Origin of the sequence: Desulfobacter vibrioformis DSM 8776, assembly GCF_000745975.1 — a bacterium.
Classification (GTDB): domain Bacteria; phylum Desulfobacterota; class Desulfobacteria; order Desulfobacterales; family Desulfobacteraceae; genus Desulfobacter; species Desulfobacter vibrioformis.
In genome coordinates this window covers 20,626-40,394 of the sequence record NZ_JQKJ01000032.1, presented here as the reverse complement: position 1 = coordinate 40,394, position 19,769 = coordinate 20,626, and the positions used below count along the sequence as shown (strand labels likewise).

Here is a 19,769-nt window from a genome sequence, read left to right as displayed (position 1 = left end):
GCTTTGATGCTTTTTCATCTTACATTACCAAAAGAACCATCGTTGTTATAGATAATGCTCCAATACATCACAGCTCCATTTTTAAGGCTCAAATTGAGAAATGGGAAGAAAGAGGGCTTTTTCTCTACTTTATCCCCAAATATTCACCGGAGTTGAATCTGATTGAAATTTTATGGAGACATATCAAGTACTTCTGGTTATCAGCTTCAGCTTATAAAGGATTTGAATTTTTGAAAGCTGAGTTAGATAATATATTGGCAAACGTCGGTAAGGAATTTACGGTTTCGTTTTCTTAATATGGATTTATTTTTGTCCATGTACTTAATATGTCCGGCCAGGCCATAACCATCCTTGATGTTCTGTAATGATTGACGGCAATTCACTCATAATCATTGAATTCATTTCAGGCGTACAAGGCGCAGACATGTTCAACTTCTTTTTCTCGCTTGTCTCTGCCGGTGGCCTGTTAGCTTTTGTCCCAGTTGCAATTATCAAACTGATTCAACGGGCATAGATTGGGGAATCTATGGAACTAACCGAAGAAATCTTATTTTCCGGCCTTATGGGTTTGGCCGGCATCGTTGTCGCGGCGCTGTTCTGGTACGGCGTCATTAAAAACATTTAAAAAAAAGGATTAGAACCATGAGAAAGACCGTAAAAAAAGTATTCACCAAAATGAAAACCGTATGCACCGCCATTGGTGCGGGCATTTCCAAAGTGTCCAACAAAACCAAAACCGCATGTGCCGCTATCGGTGCGGGCATTACCGGAACCGTTTTGACTGCCAAACCGGCTAAAGCCGCCCTGGATCTGTCCACGGTCACTGTTGATACTTCGGATTATGTTGCAATTGCAACTTTCCTGATTGGTGCTCTGGTAGCTTTCTGGGGCATCAAAAAAGGCCTGGGACTCCTGGGCCGTTAGTCTGAGACCGGTTTCATGATTCCCCAAACACTGAAAGGGCAGGTAGGCAACTATCTGCCCTTTTTTATAAGGATTGTAAGGATTGAAAAATGAAACAATTATTATATTTTTTAATCGGTGTGCTGATATCTGCATGTTTAATGTCACCTTTTGCACATGCAGATTGTGTGAATGTAGCTTCCGGGCTTAGTAGTTCTGATCAAATTGTCGGTCATGCAGAAACTCTGAGTGAGGCTTCGGCTATAGCACAGAGTAGTCGCGAGAGTGGGGCCGGATCTGATGCTATAGGTACATGTTCATCTGGTGATCCTGGTTGGTGGGATACTTCTTATCAGAATATAATAATTAATGGTGCATCGTTAGTTTGTCTTCGCAATAAATATGGTTGTTGGAATGTGTCAGGTGTCCCCGTGCTATGGGGTCCATGGTATTGTGCCTCTTATGGCACTCAGACCGCTTGTATAATTGGTGATTCAGATGGCGACGGCATACCGGACGAAAACGATTTTTATCCGGACGATGAACAACCTTATTTAATTCGCAAAATCGGGCAATATAAATGTGCTGGCTCTGATATAATTTGTGCCGAGTTATGGGAAACTTCCAGGGGTGATAAATATGTAACTGGCGATATTTTTGAGGTTGACGTTGATCCTTTAGAAAAAGTTTATGATTCTGGTTGGCAAACTCCCGGAGATAAACCCATATCTGATGATGATTTCCCCCAAATTGGTGAACCTGATGTTATACCCACTCAGCCTGATCCTGTTGTTGCTGATCCGGAGATGCCAACAGGTACCCCTTCCCAGGATACAGACACAGAAGCAGAAAAAACCACCAAAACCGTTGATAATACATCTAAAACCGTGGATGGCCTTGGGAAAATAGCTGGTTATGGGAAATCTTTAGATGAACAGGTAAAAAAAATGCGGGCCGCTGTAGCCAATACTAATCGCAACGTTGGTGATATTGAAGATTTTTTGAAAGCTACAAAAAAAGAATATAAAGAAGAGGCTAATCAAGGAAAAACAGATTTTGAAAATATGGACATTGATTCGCTGCTTGGCGATGATATCAACGGTGAACTCGTTGAAGGTGAAGACGGCGACTACCAGGACCATGGCAAACTCATAGAGGAAACCTGGGTCCAAGAATTAATAAGCAGCAATCCAATTACAACGGTCCTTACGAACAGCGGCTTTGAATATTCAAGCGGGTCCCCAACGGCAACCTTGAATTTAGGTGAATTAGGTACCCATATTCTGGACATCAGTGATTTAGAAGCCGGATTTATAGCCTTTGGAAATCTTTTAGTCTCCTTCACCACTTTAATCGGATTGGTCCATGTGATCACCGGAAAGGGGTTCTAATGCCTGTTTTCGATCTATCAAGAATAATTGGGCTAATAAAAAGTATATTGATCACAATTTTTGTCTGGAAAGCCTTTAAAGCACTCATGCTTGGTTTGACAACGGTGTTGGTTCCCTGGGCGCTTTATAAGAGTTTCAATACTGTCGGCGAAAAGGTTCTGGAATTTGTTAATGTTTATTTTGACGGAAGTGCCTATCAGAGCACGGTTGTTGAATTTACCGATTTGGCTGCCTGGATTGCCCAAAGACTTCAATTGCAAACCTGTTTTCAAATCCTTTCGACCTTTATTGTGATGCGTTTTGTTCTCGGTTTTTTACATAAAGGCTAAGCCATGGTGATGAAACTAAATACCGGCGTTCCCGGAGCCGGTAAAACTTACCTGATGGTCAAATCCTTCATTGATCTGTTTTGCACCTGGGACAAAGAGACTGAACGGTTTGTTCTGAAGGATGAACATAAAGACAAGGTTCTCATTTCCAATATATAAGGCCTGACCCTCCAACACTATGACATAGAAACTTTGATGAATGAGCGTTGCCAGCAGTTGGCCAAAGCGGCATTCATTAAAAATATTGGCGGCAATGACATCGATATGGATTCCATGCAGGATGTCATTGACGAATTTTATTATAAATTCCTGGATGAAAAAGTCCGCTGGTTTTTTTCCTATGATTATCAAAAACAGCTTTTGGATAAATTTGGTCCGGTTATTTATCTGATTGAAGAATCGCAAAGGTATTTTGATTCCAAAGAGCTGGGCCGGGCTAATTGGGTCCGCGATGTTCTTTTTTTCTTTGAAAAGCATCGGCATTTTGGTTTTTCAATTTTTTGCGACACCCAACACAGCACAAAACTGCATCGGGGCATTGTTGCCCTTTTTGAGACCGAAACCCGTGCCAAACCAAGGACCTTAAGCGTATTTGGTGAATTCAAATATAACGAATATTCCGACGACACCAAAACAAATCAAATTCCCATTGTCGTAAAACCCGATGCCCGCATTTATAAAACCTATAAATCCATGAGTCATAAAGAAGACGTTAAAACAAAAAAACCTGTTTTTCGATTGTTTTTATTTATCGTGGGCATGGGGGTTATATCTATATTCCTTTTTGATTATGCCAAAAGTCATTTAGGCGGCGGGGCTGCTCACTCCGAAAATTCAAGTTCTAATCCAGGTTCAAAAATCCCTAAACCCAAAGAGATAGAAAAAGAATGGCGGTCTGTATCTTATTGGATGGATGGATACGGGCATGTGACTGTTATGCATCCATTGACCAATGCCTTTGTGCCTTTAAATGAATTTGACATGAAAGTCAAAGTTTCCGGCAATGATCTGTATTGCCTTTGTCCCGTAGAAACAGGGGGAGAAGATGAACCCAAGAGAATTGAAAGACCACCTTTATCAACAGGTAAAGAGAAACGGCAAAAGCAGCATAACAAAACTTGAGTATGAATACATGACCGGAAAAATTGATTTTAATACCTATCTGAATCGTTGTTATGCGGATTATGCCAAAGGCTATTTGTCAAAAAATAAAAAATAATAAGTTTTTTCTCCTGGCCGGAGCACCGGAGCGCACGCGGCTCGCCCCCGAGCGGTGCACCGGAGCGGACGGCCAGGAGCATTATTTTTGAGGATGATTATATGAACAATTGTACATATAATAACGTAGGCGCAGCCGGAGTTATGGCACCCGCTTGTATAAGTGCCATATCTGGGAACGCTATTATTCCCAATGGTCTTCGCCCCGCCTTCCTGGGTGAGGATATTTTTGTACATAAAAATTATGTCGAATTAAGGCCGTTTTATCCGCACATGGAGACATCAAAAAATTCACAATGTCCTCAAATCAAATCATTTGATGAAAAAAGCCGGAAGGAAGTCAATGCGAAATACGATCTGCATTATGAATATAGGGAAAATCGTTATGATTTTGATAAATTTCCGGAAAATGGAACGGATTTGGAAAAAGCCCAATATTTGGCAATGATCAGCTCAGAGTCCCGCATATATGCACAAAAGGATATTGTTAACAAAACGGACCATGAAACCCGTGGGATAATTACGAATGTATCGAAAAAATCAGCCACCAGGCTGAAAAAATTTCTGGCAAGCGTGTTGGATTTAGGGCTTTGGATCGATTTTACCTTTCCGGATGACGTTATGATTGGAAAAACCCTTGCAGAAAGACGGGATTTTGCAAACGAATGCTTACAGAAATTAAAACGCTATCTTCATTCGATCGGCCTTAAAGAAATTTGGAAAAAAGAGTTCACGGACCGGAAGTCCGGAAAATTAAAAGGCTTTTATTTGCCGCATTACCATATTGCACTGACCGGCCTGTCACAACAACAAGCCCAATACTGGCAACTGACATGTATCAAGATTTTAACCAAGTGGGTTGATATTATTGGCACCGATGATGATAACGCCCTGGTTGTCGCATGCCACAGAAGATCATTCCGGCAAATTCACCATTCCCGGCAGGCCATATCCTATATTGGAAAATATTTTGGAAAGACAAATGAAGTTGAGGACGAAAACGGCGAAGTGATATCCATAGGCCGCGCCTGGGGGTATGCCAAAGTCCTTAAAAGTGAGATTCCTCCACCCTGCCATTTATTTTTAAATAAAGATCAATCTATTCAGTTTCGCCGGTTTCTAAAAAAATACAAACAATTGAAATCAAATAAAAAATTCATTGGTGTTTATGAACAGATTGTTAACGGATATTCAACTTTTTTATTTGCTGATCAAGATACGCTGATTCGATTTTTGGATTCGATCGGTGTGGATTGCAGCCAGGTTAACGGGGTTCCGTTTTAAGCCCTGGGCAAGTCCATTGCTGCACAGAATGTGCTTAGTGGGGATTATATTGAAAGGAAACGACATGATACCGAAAGAATCTTTTTTAAAATTATTTTCATTTTTTTTAATTATGTTTCATTTTCTGATGTCTCCTTGCCTGGCAGGTTCGAATGATCAGGGATTATATTCGTTTTCATTTAAATCAACACCATTAGAGGAGGTTATTTTCACAATTTCTGATATTACGGGAGCCAGCTTTATTTTCAGTGATTCCATAAACTCGTACTCGTCTATCAATTGGGTTCAGCGAGGGATTCTAAAACAAAACCTTTTAAATACTTTATTTGCCATCCTTTCCGGTACCGGTCTTTATGTGGATGATCTTGGCAATGGGTTGTATGTTATCCGCAACACCGAAACGATAAACACCTTTGCGAAAGGCATTGGTATTTATCCTGTTGGTTCTTCTGATTCTCAACAAGTCGCACAATCTTTGATTTCGCTCTACGGTGAATCCGCTGGTATTTCGTTCTTTCAAGATAATGTGATTGTTACCGGAACTTCTGATTTTTTGAAAAACTGCCATTCTATCATTAAAAAAATTACGTTCAAAGAATCTCAAATTGAATCCTATGTTTTGAAAAATATTCCGGTAAAAATGGCTATTCAAAGTCTTACTGATACTAAAATGATTGATTTAGGGTCTTTTTATCCGGATTACTGGCAACGGGCAATTGTCATTCGTGGTTCCACTGACGTTCGTAATACTGTGAAAGAAATTTTAAAAACCATAGATAAACCTATTTTGGACAGTATTGACCGGCTTGAATATTTTTACACAGTAAAAGGCGAAGCATTGAAAACCCTGCTGGAATCCGCAGTTCCGGATTTGACAGTCAATGTCATTGGTACAGATAAAATTTTGTTGACAGGGCTTACTCCCCAGGTAGAAAAAGCATCCTGCCTGATCCATGAAATTGATGGAACTGCCTATCAAGTAAAAGTTGAAGCTGTGATTGCCTACCTTACGGACAGCCAATATGATGAACTTGGAGTCAAATTATCAACCACCAGCACGAATTTAATTTTTGAACTCAATGATATCTTACCTGCCACCCTTTTAACCCAAAATTCAGGTGTTCTGCTTAAGTGGTTTAATAATTCTTTCGGGTTAACTGCATGTGCCCAAAAAGGCAATTCAAAAGGTAGAATAATCCAAAGCCCGGTTTTAACCGTCGCCTCTGGTCAAGATGGAATTATCACTGTGGGTCAAAATGTTCCCATCATCACAAAGGCCAATATCGATAAAAACGATGGGGAAACTACCGGAACGGACATTAGCCGCCAAGACGTTGGCGTCACTTTTCAGATTACCCCTAAAGTAGAATCAAACGGGCAATTCGTCAGATTAAAAGTTGTTCAGGAAGTATCATCCGTGTCCAGCGAAAGTCAGGTACAGCAGAATGCCGTGGATATTGTCACAGATCAACAGCGCATTGAATCTACAATTTTGGTTGCCAACGGTGGTGTTATTTTCCTTGGTGGTAATCAAACCGAGGAAACAGCATCAGCAAAAACATATATTCCTATTTTGGGACATCTTCTGGGATGGATTCCCGGGTTTGGTCAAATTTTTACATATGAATCAGAAACCCATGAAAATTTCCATCTTATTGTATCCTTGAGGGTTACGGTTTTAGATAGAAATGCTTAGTACATCGCAACCGGTTTGGATAAAAACAGCAGACGGCAAACGCCATTCCCCAACATGAGGATCATATTGAAGAATTTTAAGCCCATGAAAATTTTAGTTGCCTGTGAATACTCCGGACGGGTCCGTGATGCGTTTTTGAAACGGGGCCACGACGCCATGTCCTGTGATCTGCTTCCGACAGAATCCCCAGGGCCACATTACCAGGGAGATGTCTTTGACGTAATCAATGACGGTTGGGATATGATGATCGCTCACCCGCCATGTACATACCTTACTGTGTCCGGCAACAGGTCTTTTTTAAATAATCCGGAAAGATGGAAACAACGCCTGGACGCAATGTTTTTTGTCCACGCCCTGCTTAATGCCGATATCGAAAAAATCTGCATTGAGAACCCCCAGGGCGTTATCTCCACCTATATTCGCCAGCCGGATCAATATATCCAGCCCTATGAATTCGGACATCCGGAATCTAAAAAAACCGGTCTTTGGTTAAAAAATCTGCCTTTGCTGATTCCGTCAAAAACAGTGAAACCGATCTGGATCAAAACAGCAGACGGCAAACGCCATTCCCCGACACATGCCCGAATTAAGGATGCCAAAATCAGGAGCCTGACCTACCATGGGATTGCTGACGCCATGGCAGATCAATGGGGCAGTGCCGGGAAATATTTTGCCCCGGTTGTTCCTGGGTTCCAACCGATTCAGCAAGAACTTTTTGCATAATAAGAATTCATGCCGTCCAGTAGCCAAGTACGCCGGCCGTGCATTGACAGAACAAACAGTTGATTATGGAGGTCTCATCATGGGAGGTCGAGGGGGAAATGTACAAAAAAACAATGATAACGCTGACAGGTGGGATTGGCTTAAGGATGTAGAAGACTACCGCCTGAAAAATTACATCAAAAGATCAATGTATTTGGAAGGCAAAAAAGATCCTTCGGGCCGGTCAATTCATGACGTTGCATACTGGGCAGAAAAGGAGCTTGAAAGGCGTAAAAAATGAGACAGAACGGTATTCCTTCGGTATTCCAAAAAAGATGGCCCATTGAAACACGCCTTAAGTATGCAGATTTGGACAAGAATCTTTCCTGGTCCCCCTGGGGCGTTTTTAATTCGGAAAATATTCACTGTTACACTGAGGACTACCGTTTTGAGGGATGTTGGCGCAATCCTGAATTATCGCTTAAAAGGGTTTTGGATTTAAATTTTGTCATCGCTCCCGATTTTTCTGTTTATCCGTCGGCTCCGGCCCTGGTTAACCGGTGGCAACTATATCGTTCCCTGGCTGTCTTCTCTTACTGGCAAAACATGGGGGTCCGGGTGATTCCATCAATAAATTGGGTTTCTGCGGATCAAATCAAACAGGATCAGGATTTATACCCTGATTTCTCAATAATCGCGGTTCGGTGCCCAGGTAACGGATACTATGAAGAATGGGTAGATGGGATTGAAAATCTTAATAAAATTATCAAACCCAAGATAATTCTTCATTTCGGAACAAAATTGGGTCTTGAAGTCTGGAAAAATTCACAAGTTTTTCAATTCAAATTGAGGGGTAAAAATGGCTATGAAAATTGAAGCGGGGAAACCTGGCGATGGTATGAAATACATGTACCATTGTCCTGTATGCGGCGGTGAAATGATCGGAGATGGTTACACGGTCGTGTCTCACTGTGAAAATGTGGATCTGCCCCTGGACATTGAACCGGATGCAGGCCCCATCTATTGTGAATTAGATCAAGAAATTTAAGAGAACTGAATTTGACTTTCATTCAGCATTCTACATATAATAATCGGTTCAATACTGATTTTATTATGGGGGGATGTATGAAGGGATCTATTTACACCCGTCAAAAATGTTTTCTGTGTCAAAATTCAGGGAAGAATGGAATCCTGAAATATAAAGAGGGCCGTGGTATTCTTCAATGCCCCGAACATTCTGAAATGATTTGGACCGGGGCTTGTGAAGTCCGTTTTGGTCGAGAACATACAAAACGGTTCAAATCTGTCAATGCTGCTGAAAGACATTTAAATCATGTCCGGGTTCAAACTGATAGAGGGGAATTCGATCAAAGAGAATGGGCTAAAGAACAACCCCTTTCTTTTCTAACTTTGCGGGAAAAATTTATTGAATTTAAAAAAACTCAAGCCATAACCCCGAAGCAAATCAGGCACATTGAAAGTGTTTTAAACAAGGCGGGGGAATTGTGGGACATTATGCAAATCAAGGATATAAAGGAACCTGAAATTGATGATTTCTTCATTAACATCAAAGATTTGTCCAGTAAGACCCGGTCAAACTACAAAACCGCCTTACATGATTTCTGGACCTGGGTTATTCGTCGAGAAAGACGGAATGCTAAAATTGAAATGCCGGTTTTCCCTGATATCCATTATAAATTAGGGTGGCGTACTATTGTCAGTATGGAAGATCAGGCCAAAATTCTAAATGAAATTTGGAATATATCAAAATCCGAAAATCCTCGTATCTGGTTGGGAATCAAGCTTTTGTCATTATTTCCAAAGGTCCGCCCAGGTGAAATGCGGGACGTAAAAGAAGGGCATATAAATTTAACAGATGGATGGATTTTTTACCCAGATCCAAAAGAAGGGGACAAGGGGAAATTTATTCACCTGGCACAGGAAGATTGCCAGATGATAAAAGACATCAAAAATATGGTCCCTCCTGCCCTTCCTGATACATTCTTTTTTCGACATCTCAAATCAAAGAAAGGCATTAAGGCAGGGAAACAATTTGGTCCTAAATATTTTAAAGTCTGGTGGGATAAAGCCTGTAATAATTTAGGAATTGAAGGTGTGGACCTTTACGGTGGAACAAAACATTCAACCGTTACAGCCCTGGGTCAGGTTATGACCCCGGAACAGATCCAGCGGGGGGCCACCGGTCATGCTTCTGATGCATTTAAAAGATATATGTTGCCTGACGTCAATGAATCCCGCCTGGCCCGTCAAGCTGTTACCGAGATTCAGAACAAAGGCGCTAAACATCCGCTAAACATTTTTGACCTAAAAAATAAAATTAAGTAGCTTATTTTATTAAATAAAATTGGTGGAGGCGGCGGGAGTTGAACCCGCGTCCGAAAACAATCAACCCAGGCTTCTACATGCTTATCCTAAACTTTATAATTGGCCGGGAAGGCTCCTTCAGGATGGATACTACCCGGTATATCCTGAAAAATTTAACTTTTGAAAGCCAGGAAATTTCAAAAGCGGTCTTGCAAAGTCGACGCCCGGTCCTGAAATCTGCAAGAAGGATATCAGGCGGACGGAAGCTGATTAAGCAGCTACAGCGTAGTTATAATCGTCTGCGATTATGTTTATATATGCCAAGTTTACGAGTTGACAAACACTCGACATGCTACCATGGACCTCAAAATCTCCGTCGAAACCATTACGCCCCCAAATTTTAAAAGATCAAACAACTGTTCTTAATATAATGCTATCGGAATAGAAGTCAATGATTATTATGATCAGGAATATTTTTTTCTTTCCCGGTCCATATCTCGTTTAACATCCCGGTTTTTAATGGTTTCCCTTTTGTCGTAAAGTTTCTTACCTTTGCCAAGCCCGATAAGTACTTTGATTTTATCACTTTTGAAATAAATTTTTAATGGCACCAGGGTGTATCCCTGCTCTTTTATTTTTCCGACCAATTTCTTGATTTCATAATTATGTAAAAGAAGTTTTCGGGTGCGCAAGGATTCATGATTGGCATTATATGCATATTCATAAGGAGAGATATGAAGCCGACGTAAAAACACTTCGCCGTGTTTGATATCTGCGTAAGAGTCCTTGAAACTGACTCTGCCCTCTCTGATGGCTTTGACCTCGGAGCCCACCAGAACAATGCCGGCTTCATATTCATCATCAATGTGGTAATTGTGCCGGGCTTTTTTATTGGTGGCAATCAGTTTGGTATATTTTTCATTCATGGTTTATTCCTCGTTATCCCTGTATGGCAGAAGATCCCTGTATTCCCTTTGAATATAATCTACAATTTCCTGAACCGTTTGAAACCCAAGAATGGTCTGAACATCTTTCCGTGCTTTTGATACATTCATGGACCGGATCATTTTCTTTATGACAGGGATAGCCCCGGCGTTCATTGACAGATTGGTCAATCCCAGACCAAGAAGCACAGGGATATTAATGGCGTCACCGGCCATTTCACCGCACATGAATAGTTCAATATTGTTTTCAACTGCCGCATCCACGATGAGACGAATCATTTTCAGCACCGCAGGATTTAATGCCTGGTAAAGATGCGCCACCCTGCTATTGCTCCGGTCAATGGCCATGGAGTACTGAATCAGATCATTGGTGCCGATACTGAAAAAATCAACGTGCCCGGCAAGTTCCCGGGCCATCATCACGGCAGAAGGAACCTCAATCATAATACCCAACGGGATATCTTTATTAAAAATTTTGTCTTCGGACTCAAGCTCAATAACCGCCTTGTCAATACATGACTTAACGCGGATAATTTCCTCAACACAGGAAATCATGGGAATAAGGAGATTAATATTGCCAAAAGCCGCAGCCCGTAGAATAGCTTTGATCTGGGATATAAAAATACCCTCATTCTCCAGACAAAACCTGATGGCTCTCAACCCTAATGCCGGATTGGCCTCTTCCACCGGATCAAGATAGGGATTAAACTTGTCCCCGTTAATATCCAAGGTCCGTATAGTCACCGGAGCCGGGTGCATTAATTCCACAAGTTCCCCGTATTTTTGCAGCATTTGGTCTTCGGTGGGAAAACGGTTCAAGTCCAGGCATAAAAATTCCGTTCTGAACAATCCGATACCGGCCGCTTTATTATCCTTGGCAGACACCACCTCTTCCACAAGCTCAATATTGGCAAGAAGATTAATGGGTATCCCGTCGACAGTGATTGCAGGCAGATGGCTTTGCCGTTCAATGTCAGCCCTGAAGGCTTCAAACCGTGCCATCTTATCTTCATACCGGAACAGGGTGTCTTCATCCGGATTAATGATAAGAATCCCGGCTGATCCGTCTATAATAAGGATAGCGTCATTCTTTATATTTGCCGTGGCATTGCCAAGTCCTAAAACCGACGGAATCTTAAGGGATTTGGCCACGATACTTGTATGGGAGTCCTTGCCGCCTCGGTCCGTTACAAATCCCTTGATACGCTCAAGCTGAATCTGGCTGGTATCTGCGGGGGAAAGGTCATGGGCCACAATGATGACGCGTTTGTTAATCTCGCTGATCCGAAGGTCAGCCCCGCCCACCAGATAATTCATTATCTTGTCTGAAACCTGGATGATATCATTGCCCCTGGCCCGAAGGTAGGGATCATTGATTTGATCAAACATCCGGCTGATACGCCTGGATACTCGGCGAAGCGCCCACTCCGCATTGATCTGGTCATTGGTAATGGTATCAATGGTTTTGCCGTAAAGCATTTTATCCTTGAACAAAACCATATGGGTTTCAAGGATATTCAGATTCTCGCTTAAATCATCCCCTATAGACTCAATGGCCTTGGCATGGTCTTTTTTGGCTTTATCCACAGCATTTTTAAACCGGTCTATTTCATTGGGAATCATATCCGGGCTTACAGGATAGCGTATAATAAGATTAACGCCCTCCCGGTCAACAAGATAAGCCTTTCCAATACAGATACCCGGAGAGCCGCTGATCCCCCTGAGAATAATTTGATCCGTATCGGTTCTATTCATTTTCATTTTCCCCAAATCCGATATCAAAAAATGTTTTAATCTTATCCGCTATGGCAGAATCTTCTTTTTTTTCTGTAAAAATGGATACCTTTGTCCCTGTCCCTGCGCACAGTGATAGAATATCAATAATGCTTGCAGCATCCACAATGCGTTTTCCATTTGACAACCAGATGTCGCCTCTGGCGTCCTGAGCCATCCCGGCAATTACTGCCGCAGGCCGCGCATGCATTCCCAAGGCATTAACAACAGCTGCCTTCCGGAATACGGCATATTGAAAATCCAAATTTATAGTCATTTCAAATGTTTTTTCTTTGTTTACCATCAAAAAATAATAAATTGAAACGGTTAACCGTTCGTCTTGATCCGTCGGTTCAAAACGGATAAGATATACCACATTCAATATATTTTAGCCAGTTGGATTGGCAGATCCGAACCTGCAGCCTGAACCGTTTTATGAGGAGTTGAAAATGACCACACCCCAGACCATCCAGTATCCCATTGATGATTTCAAATCCGGTGAATCATGGCGTCTGTTTAAAATAATGGGCGAATTTGTTGAAGGTATAGACGGACTTCATGACCTGGGCCCGGCTGTATCCATTTTCGGATCCGCGCGAACGGCCAAGGGCAAGCCTGATTATGAAATTGCCAGAAAGACGGCAGCCTGTTTTGCAGCTGGCGGTTATGCCGTTATTACGGGCGGGGGCCCGGGAATCATGGAAGCGGCAAACCTGGGCGCATCAGAGCAGAACGGAGAGTCCGTGGGATTGAAAATCGCCCTGCCCTTTGAGGAAGAAAGCAATGCCTACCTGACCCGATCTTTGAATTTTCATTACTTTTTTGTCCGCAAGGTCATGTTTGTAAAATATGCCCAAGCCTATATCATTATGCCTGGTGGACTTGGCACAATGGATGAAATGTTTGAGACCCTGACACTGGTACAAACCCAGCGTATCCGTGAAAAGCCCGTCATTCTAATGAATAAAGAATTCTGGGGTGGGCTTCTGGACTGGATTAAAAACTCACTTGCCGGAAACGGATTAATTTCGCCCAAGGATATGGATCTGTTTTCACTGGTTGATACCCCGGAACAGGCCCTTGAAATGGTGGATAACTTTTACAACCGGCCTTCACCTCGTTGCTGACTATGGTTAAATCATCAAGTCATCATGGGGTACCCCTTTTTGGGGACATGAAAAACAGTCTTTTCAGGCAGCTGCTTTAAACCAAGCCGTGTGCAGATCTGTTTTTTGACCGGCTCAAGGTCTTCCACCGGCACCTTAAGCCTTGCGGTGTTCAGAAACATCTCTTCCCAGGAATTCAGGTAAACCAGTGTAAAATCCGAAATTCTGCCGTTTGTTTTTTTCGCATAAAAATTGACCGAGACAAACAGACTTGTGATAAGCGGCATCTTTCTCACCGCATCAAAGCTGACCGGTTTTGTTAATTCAGGGATAAAAAAATCATGCATGGCTCTGTAAAGTTTTTCAATACTGTCATGGGAAACTGCCGTGGGATTAGGCGCCATGGAAAAGAACGTGCGGTCTGTATAAAGATGGTTGTGAATCAGCCAGGCGCCAATCTCTTCCACAGAACCTGCCGTAAGTATGGACTCTTCATCCGACCGGACCTGGCTGGACAATTTATGGATCAACTCCCACTGGCCGTATATTTTTCCAGGCACAGGCAGATATTTCAGGTAAAGCTTTGAAAAATGACGATCTCCGCTTGAAACTAAAAGCAGTTTTTTAATCTTACCCGGCTTATCCTGGAACTGAATATCCACCTTACGTTCAAGAACCATGCGGTCCTGATCGGAAATAAATAACCCGTCATCATCCCGAAACCGGGTTTTAAGGTCCTTATACCGTGTTATCATATACTGCTCAATGGTTTGAGACAGGCGGTGGATAGCGGTATAAGGCCAGATTCTGAACCGGCCGACCTCAAACACCTTTTCCTGATCCCATCCCCATTCCCGCATACATCTTTCCAAAAGGATACGCCGCAGGCCAAAAACACTGAAGTTCAGTTCCGACTGTTTTGTAATTCCCAGTTTAAGAAAAAAACAGGTGAGCAGCAGATTGATGGAGCGGGTGTCATCGGACGTTGTATAAAAGTGAATCAGGGTGTTAAGCAAAATGATATAAGAATCATTTTGCCCAGGCTTGAGATGGGTTCCCGAATTCATCCATTCATTTTTGTACTCATTACACAACATGGGCTCCCGGCCATAGGTATTGATGTATTTTTCCAGAAGCGCCATTTTAATAACTGATTTAAAAGGGCTTTTCAGCCATTTAAACATCTGCCAGACAGACGCGCCAAAATATTCATTACAGGATATGGCATGGATATCACCCAGATCAATATACCGTTTCGTACCGGGCAGGCGATTGATACGATCAAAAATCAGATTATAATAATTAATACTGATGCTGGTGGGCAGCACCGTCCACAGGGGAAGGCTGCCTGCCACATGAATCATGGTTCGATAAAACTCCTCCTTGAGCAGCCGGGCCTGGGCAGAGCCCGAACTTTCCTGGGTGGAGCCGCCAAAATCATTGTCACGGGCTTTAAAAATGTCCACAAGAAAAAAGGTGACATGGATTTTAAACCGATCCAGAGCCATACGTTCCAGGGCATCAAGTTTCTGGCGCAAAAGTTCGTTACCCTGGCGGCCCAACCGCTTTTCATCTATACAGACCCAGTAATCAATGTCAGACTGGGCAGTCTGTGCAAGGGATCCCACGCTTCCCATGACATATAACGCAAGTATGCAGGGCTCCGGATGCCGGCGGACAATCACATTGCTGCCCCCCAGATACCGCCGGCCAACCCGTCCAGTCTCCATTGACGGCAGATAATCTACCACACCGCAGGGTGTGGTAGATGGTATCTTGCGGATTTCCGGCATTGCAATATTTTCATGGATCAGTAAGGGAAGAAGCTGAAAAAAGTCCGCCTGCTCCGGTTTGAAAATATCAAAGGCAGTCAGAAGGCTCAATTTATTCTGTTTAAGAAATTTTGACTGTCCGAAATGAATAAATTCGCAGAAAATGAGCATATTGATTTCATTGGCCATCCGGGGTTCAATCCTTGGCAGGTCATTGAAGCTGAGCTGGTGTTCCCTGTCATTATAATTCAGGCCCCGGGTGCGCAGATCAATGGCCCCATGGGAGGCAAACCGGCAGAACCTGGCCCTGGCATTGGTAAAATCGGCCATGTGAAGACAGGCATTGGAAAAGGAAAGGCCGGATAGTCGCGCATGTGCGAAAACAGCACAGGTCAAATTGGTTTCGTTAAAGAAAGATTTTGAGATGACTGCGCCAATGAACAGGGCATCGCTCATGTCTGCCCCGTTTAAATTACAATTGTAAAAAGAGGCGTTTTGAAAACTGCACTGCCTGAATTTTGCATTTTGGGCAGACACATTGATAAATATGGCATGATCAAAACAGGTCAGATCAAACACCGCCTCATCCAGATTCATATGATAAAATAAGGCATTACGGCAGACACCACCTGACACTTGAATGCCTGTTAAAAAAGTATTGACAATCTGTGCATGGGTCAGATCAAGTCTGGCTCTGGTCAAATTCATCCCGGACAGATCCTGGTCATGGATGATTGCCTTACGCAAATCCAGGTCCTGGGGAATAATCCGCTGCTTTAAATCATCCAGTTTTTTTTGGACCGGATCCTTGAGCATGGACTTGAAAAAAGAGGCCATGGATTTTTTTTCGGGCATTTCCATCCGGATATTCTTGAAAGGCGCGGCAATGCTTTTGCGTTCCTGGAGCAGCAGGTGCTGGGTTTTTACCATGAGCCTGTCCACTTCGTTCCTGATTCGGTCCGAGCCGCAAATTTTTATGTTCTCCTTTAAAATCCTGACCACCCGTTCCGGACGTTTTTTGATCATGCCGAAAATAGATGCCAGATTGACATCATAATTTTCACCCTGATACGCACCCTTATTCAGGGCAATATCCTGGAGCGCAAAAAATGAGAGCCTGGACAGCTCTGAGATTTCCATATGTATGATGGGAATTATGGAAGGATACGTGTCCCGAACCATGTCCATGAGTTTGTGAAAGGGGTGTCTGCCAGTCACAACAAGGGCCTTAAAGGCGCTGACAGCCTCATTTGTCCGGGCATTTTGAAACCGCTGAAATACAGGCTCGAACAGTTCCGGGTACAGTCCAAAGGATGAATTTTCAATCAGACTGTATACAGCCATTCTGACCTTTTTTACGGTTTCCTGGGTCAGCGCTTTTTTAAGAATCTGTAAAGGCACCCTTGATCGCATCATTGAAATGGCTTTAAGGCCGGCAATTCTATCTTGGGGCTCCGGGGACAAAAGCTCATTTTCCTCTATGAGAAAAGGGTCTCGCAACGCGGTGTCAATATTATTCAAAAAGGGATCAACATCACGCCCTTGGTCAAACAGGCCGGCATAATACCAGGTCACCGCCTGGCGCTGCCGGACGCTGGCAAGGACATAGCGAAACAGCGTTGCAAAACGCAGACGGATGGCAGGGTCTGCCTGGAGATACTGGTCGGCAAAAATCAGACAACGACGGTCATCCAGATCCTTGAGGCATTTTTTTATCACGTCCGGGGATACCCGTTCCAGGTAAATCGCTTTAAAAGCAAAAAAAGCGCCAATACTGCCGATATTCATAAGCGCCCGGATGAGGACACTTTTATCTGAAAATACCATTTGCACAAGGATTGTACGGTAAATAAGGGCTGCCCCCTGAAAGGCTTCGGCTTGTGCCTGTTTTAGCGACTTGTTTTCCAGCGGTGTTTCAATATTCTTCCAGAGGATCAAAACCATCTCGTTCAAACTCTTTCTTCCCGCTTCCCTTAAAGGGTAATGGGTTGAAAAGATACTGCTTAAAATAGGAAGAAGACCAAGGTAGGCAGGAAATTGTGGTGCCTGAAGAAGCAAATCTTTACGCTGTTGTTCATCAAGATCCTTCCAGTAATCATCAAAGGTCTGATGATTAAATCCAGGATTAGAGTCATCCATATCGCTGTGCCAATCCCTATATTCCAGGCAGTTTCAAATTTTTTATGTCATGCCGGGCTATATTTTAATTAAAATTTGGTATATGATTTAGGTTTAGTTTAAAACTTCGTTACACGCTTCAATATTGTATATCATACCAGAACCATTTTATGAAATTATTTGATGACCGAACACAGAACAAGAGCGCAGACCCAGGGTATGACGCCCGGTCCATAGAGGTGCTCAAAGGCCTTGACCCGGTCAAGCGCAGACCCGGCATGTACACGGATACGTCAAGCCCGAACCACCTGGCCTTTGAAGTGATTGACAACAGTGTGGATGAGGCCATTGCAGGCTTTGCCACACGCATTGATGTCACCCTGACACAGGACAACAGAATCATTGTATCGGACAACGGCCGGGGAATGCCCGTGGACATCCACCCCCAGGAAGGGATTTCCGGTGTTGAACTGATCATGACCAAGCTGCATGCAGGCGCCAAATTTTCAACCAAGAATTATGCGTTTTCAGGCGGGCTGCACGGGGTAGGTGTTTCGGTGGTCAATGCCCTGTCCATTCATCTGTGCATTGATATTTGCCGGGATGGCAAACGGTACACCATTGAATTTCAAAAAGGCCTGAAAACAAAGGACCTGGAAGAGACCGGCACAGCCGCCAAAACCGGGACCAGGCTGGAATTTAAACCGGACCCGGCCTATTTTGACACAAATCAATTCAATACGGATGCCATCCGGGCAGCGCTGAAATCCAAGGCGGTCCTGTGCCAGGGGCTGATCACAACCTTTACCCTTGAACAAACCGGCGAAACCGACACCTGGCATTACGACCAGGGTCTGGATCAATATTTTAGAGAGAGGGTCAAAAACACAAAGACCCTTTTTCCGGAACCGTTCACAGGATCTTCGGACAATGATGAATTCCAGGCCGTATGGGCAGTGAACTGGGGTGAAACGGACAGCCTTGACCTTGAGGAGAGCTATGTTAACCTCATTCCCACAAAACTTGGGGGCACCCATGTCAACGGATTCAGATCAGGCCTGCTGGAGTCGGTCAAAGAGTTCTGCAAATTTCGGAACCTTCTGCCCAAAGGCGTGTTTCTTACCCCCGAGGATATCTGGCAGAATGTGGGATATGTACTGTCTGTGAAACTTGTGGAAGCCCAGTTCTCAGGCCAGACCAAAGAACGCCTCTCTTCACGGCACTGTGCAAACCTGGTGAATCTTCAAGTCCGGGACGCGTTCAGTCTGTGGCTGAACCAGAACGTGGCCCTGGGCGCAACCCTTGCCCGGGCAGCCATTGAAAATGCCAAAAACCGTGAACGAAAACGCAAAAAAGTGCCCCTGAAAACCCGGACCAGCGGAGCCTCTTTGCCGGCCAAACTGTCAGACTGCGCCAGTGATGACCAAAGCCAGCGGGAGCTTTTCTTTGTGGAGGGGGACTCTGCCGGCGGTTCGGCCAAGCAGGCCAGAGACAGGCGTTTCCAGGCCATCATGCCCCTGCGGGGAAAAATTTTGAATACCTGGGATTTAAGCTCTACAGCCATTCTTGAATCCAAGGAAATCCGGGACATTTCCCAGGTACTGGGCGTGATCCCGGGATCAAATGATATTTCCAGACTGCGGTACAACAAATTATGTATTCTGGCCGATGCAGACTCCGATGGCCTGCACATTGCTACCCTTTTGTGCGCACTTTTTTTAAAGCATTTTCCGGAAGTGGTGCGGCAGGGCCATGTATTTGTGGCCATGCCGCCCCTTTACCGGATTGATATGGGAAAAGAGGTGTTTTACGCCCTTGATGATTCAGAAAGAAACGCCATCACCAAACGGCTGAGCCGCAGGAAAAAGCCATCAAAAATCAATATCCAGCGTTTCAAGGGATTAGGGGAGATGAATCCATCACAGCTTCGGGAGACCACCATTGCTCCGGACTCCAGACGCCTGGTCCAGCTCACAGTTTCAGATAAACCAGGTATCAAGGACCAGGAAAATATCCGGGTTTTAGAAAACCAAGCGTCACCAGACACATCTGAAAACACGCCTTCGGCGGTCCCATTGGCAACAGATAATTTGCGGACGTCTGAAAAGGATGATGTGATCCAGGTCATGGACATGCTTTTGAGCAAAAAAAGAACCCGGGACCGGAAACACTGGATTGAAACCCATGGAGTAATCAAAGAGATTTAAT

Annotated in this window: 19 protein-coding genes and 1 other RNA gene; 15 read left to right on the top strand and 5 right to left on the bottom strand. The window is 43.7% G+C overall.

The features are described 5' to 3' along the window. The 13 genes from Q366_RS16505 to Q366_RS16450 form a co-directional block, all read left to right on the top strand. Positions 1–296, top strand: a 296-nt coding sequence (locus Q366_RS16505; protein WP_035240955.1) for a transposase, incomplete at its 5' end; no start/stop codon positions are given. A 346-nt stretch (positions 297–642) separates the two neighbouring features. Then, entirely contained in the window at positions 643–924 is a 282-nt protein-coding gene (locus Q366_RS16500; protein ID WP_035240953.1) for a hypothetical protein, read from the top strand. Between the two features lie 89 nt (positions 925–1,013). Beyond that, on the top strand, positions 1,014–2,294 hold the full coding sequence (locus tag Q366_RS16495; protein ID WP_156968205.1) for a hypothetical protein: 1,281 nt from the start codon (positions 1,014–1,016) through the stop codon (positions 2,292–2,294). After that, positions 2,294–2,623, top strand: coding sequence for a hypothetical protein (locus Q366_RS16490; protein ID WP_035240945.1), 330 nt, complete (start codon positions 2,294–2,296; stop codon positions 2,621–2,623). Before Q366_RS16495 ends, Q366_RS16490 begins: the two co-directional genes overlap by 1 nt. Before the next feature lie 9 nt (positions 2,624–2,632). Beyond that, entirely contained in the window at positions 2,633–2,782 is a 150-nt protein-coding gene (locus Q366_RS21380; protein WP_156968204.1) for a hypothetical protein, read from the top strand. A 36-nt stretch (positions 2,783–2,818) separates the two neighbouring features. Next, a complete protein-coding gene (locus tag Q366_RS16485) occupies positions 2,819–3,745 on the top strand; it encodes a zonular occludens toxin domain-containing protein (protein WP_035240942.1) in 927 nt (308 codons plus the stop codon). A gap of 198 nt (positions 3,746–3,943) precedes the next feature. Further along, positions 3,944–5,125, top strand: coding sequence for a hypothetical protein (locus tag Q366_RS16480; protein ID WP_035240937.1), 1,182 nt, complete (start codon positions 3,944–3,946; stop codon positions 5,123–5,125). Between the two features lie 64 nt (positions 5,126–5,189). Continuing rightward, a complete protein-coding gene (locus Q366_RS16475; protein WP_035240935.1) occupies positions 5,190–6,821 on the top strand; it encodes a type II secretion system protein GspD in 1,632 nt (543 codons plus the stop codon). A gap of 84 nt (positions 6,822–6,905) precedes the next feature. Further along, positions 6,906–7,544 carry a hypothetical protein gene (locus Q366_RS16470; protein ID WP_051958111.1) on the top strand — a complete coding sequence of 213 codons (639 nt, stop codon included), beginning with the start codon at positions 6,906–6,908 and terminating at the stop codon, positions 7,542–7,544. Between the two features lie 43 nt (positions 7,545–7,587). Beyond that, positions 7,588–7,824 carry a hypothetical protein gene (locus Q366_RS21625; protein ID WP_169742983.1) on the top strand — a complete coding sequence of 79 codons (237 nt, stop codon included), beginning with the start codon at positions 7,588–7,590 and terminating at the stop codon, positions 7,822–7,824. Beyond that, positions 7,821–8,399 (top strand): DUF4417 domain-containing protein, encoded by a 579-nt coding sequence (locus Q366_RS16460; protein WP_035240931.1) that lies wholly within the window; start codon positions 7,821–7,823, stop codon positions 8,397–8,399. Before Q366_RS21625 ends, Q366_RS16460 begins: the two co-directional genes overlap by 4 nt. Further along, positions 8,389–8,571, top strand: coding sequence for a hypothetical protein (locus tag Q366_RS16455; protein WP_035240929.1), 183 nt, complete (start codon positions 8,389–8,391; stop codon positions 8,569–8,571). Before Q366_RS16460 ends, Q366_RS16455 begins: the two co-directional genes overlap by 11 nt. A gap of 77 nt (positions 8,572–8,648) precedes the next feature. Continuing rightward, a complete protein-coding gene (locus Q366_RS16450; protein ID WP_035240927.1) occupies positions 8,649–9,869 on the top strand; it encodes a site-specific integrase in 1,221 nt (406 codons plus the stop codon). A 20-nt stretch (positions 9,870–9,889) separates the two neighbouring features. Here Q366_RS16450 and ssrA read toward each other — a convergent pair. From ssrA to Q366_RS16435, 4 genes are all read right to left on the bottom strand, one after another. Further along, positions 9,890–10,243: a transfer-messenger RNA gene (gene ssrA, locus Q366_RS21015) on the bottom strand. A 69-nt stretch (positions 10,244–10,312) separates the two neighbouring features. After that, entirely contained in the window at positions 10,313–10,774 is a 462-nt protein-coding gene (gene smpB, locus Q366_RS16445; RefSeq protein WP_035240925.1) for an SsrA-binding protein SmpB, read from the bottom strand. Positions 10,775–10,777: 3 nt separating this feature from the next. After that, complete coding sequence (ptsP, locus tag Q366_RS16440; RefSeq protein ID WP_084691873.1) at positions 10,778–12,553, bottom strand: phosphoenolpyruvate--protein phosphotransferase; 1,776 nt, start codon at positions 12,551–12,553, stop codon at positions 10,778–10,780. Beyond that, complete coding sequence (locus tag Q366_RS16435) at positions 12,540–12,941, bottom strand: HPr family phosphocarrier protein (RefSeq protein WP_245619989.1); 402 nt, start codon at positions 12,939–12,941, stop codon at positions 12,540–12,542. Before Q366_RS16435 ends, ptsP begins: the two co-directional genes overlap by 14 nt. Before the next feature lie 73 nt (positions 12,942–13,014). On the opposite strand from Q366_RS16435, the gene Q366_RS16430 reads away from it, so the two are divergent. Further along, positions 13,015–13,692, top strand: a complete 678-nt coding sequence (locus Q366_RS16430) for an LOG family protein (protein ID WP_035240922.1) — start codon at positions 13,015–13,017, stop codon at positions 13,690–13,692. Between the two features lie 14 nt (positions 13,693–13,706). Here Q366_RS16430 and Q366_RS16425 read toward each other — a convergent pair whose 3' ends face one another. Further along, positions 13,707–17,582 carry a class I adenylate cyclase gene (locus Q366_RS16425; RefSeq protein ID WP_035240919.1) on the bottom strand — a complete coding sequence of 1,292 codons (3,876 nt, stop codon included), beginning with the start codon at positions 17,580–17,582 and terminating at the stop codon, positions 13,707–13,709. Between the two features lie 149 nt (positions 17,583–17,731). On the opposite strand from Q366_RS16425, the gene parE reads away from it, so the two are divergent. Then, a complete protein-coding gene (gene parE / locus Q366_RS16420; RefSeq protein WP_035240918.1) occupies positions 17,732–19,768 on the top strand; it encodes a DNA topoisomerase IV subunit B in 2,037 nt (678 codons plus the stop codon). Position 19,769: the final 1 nt, after the last annotated feature.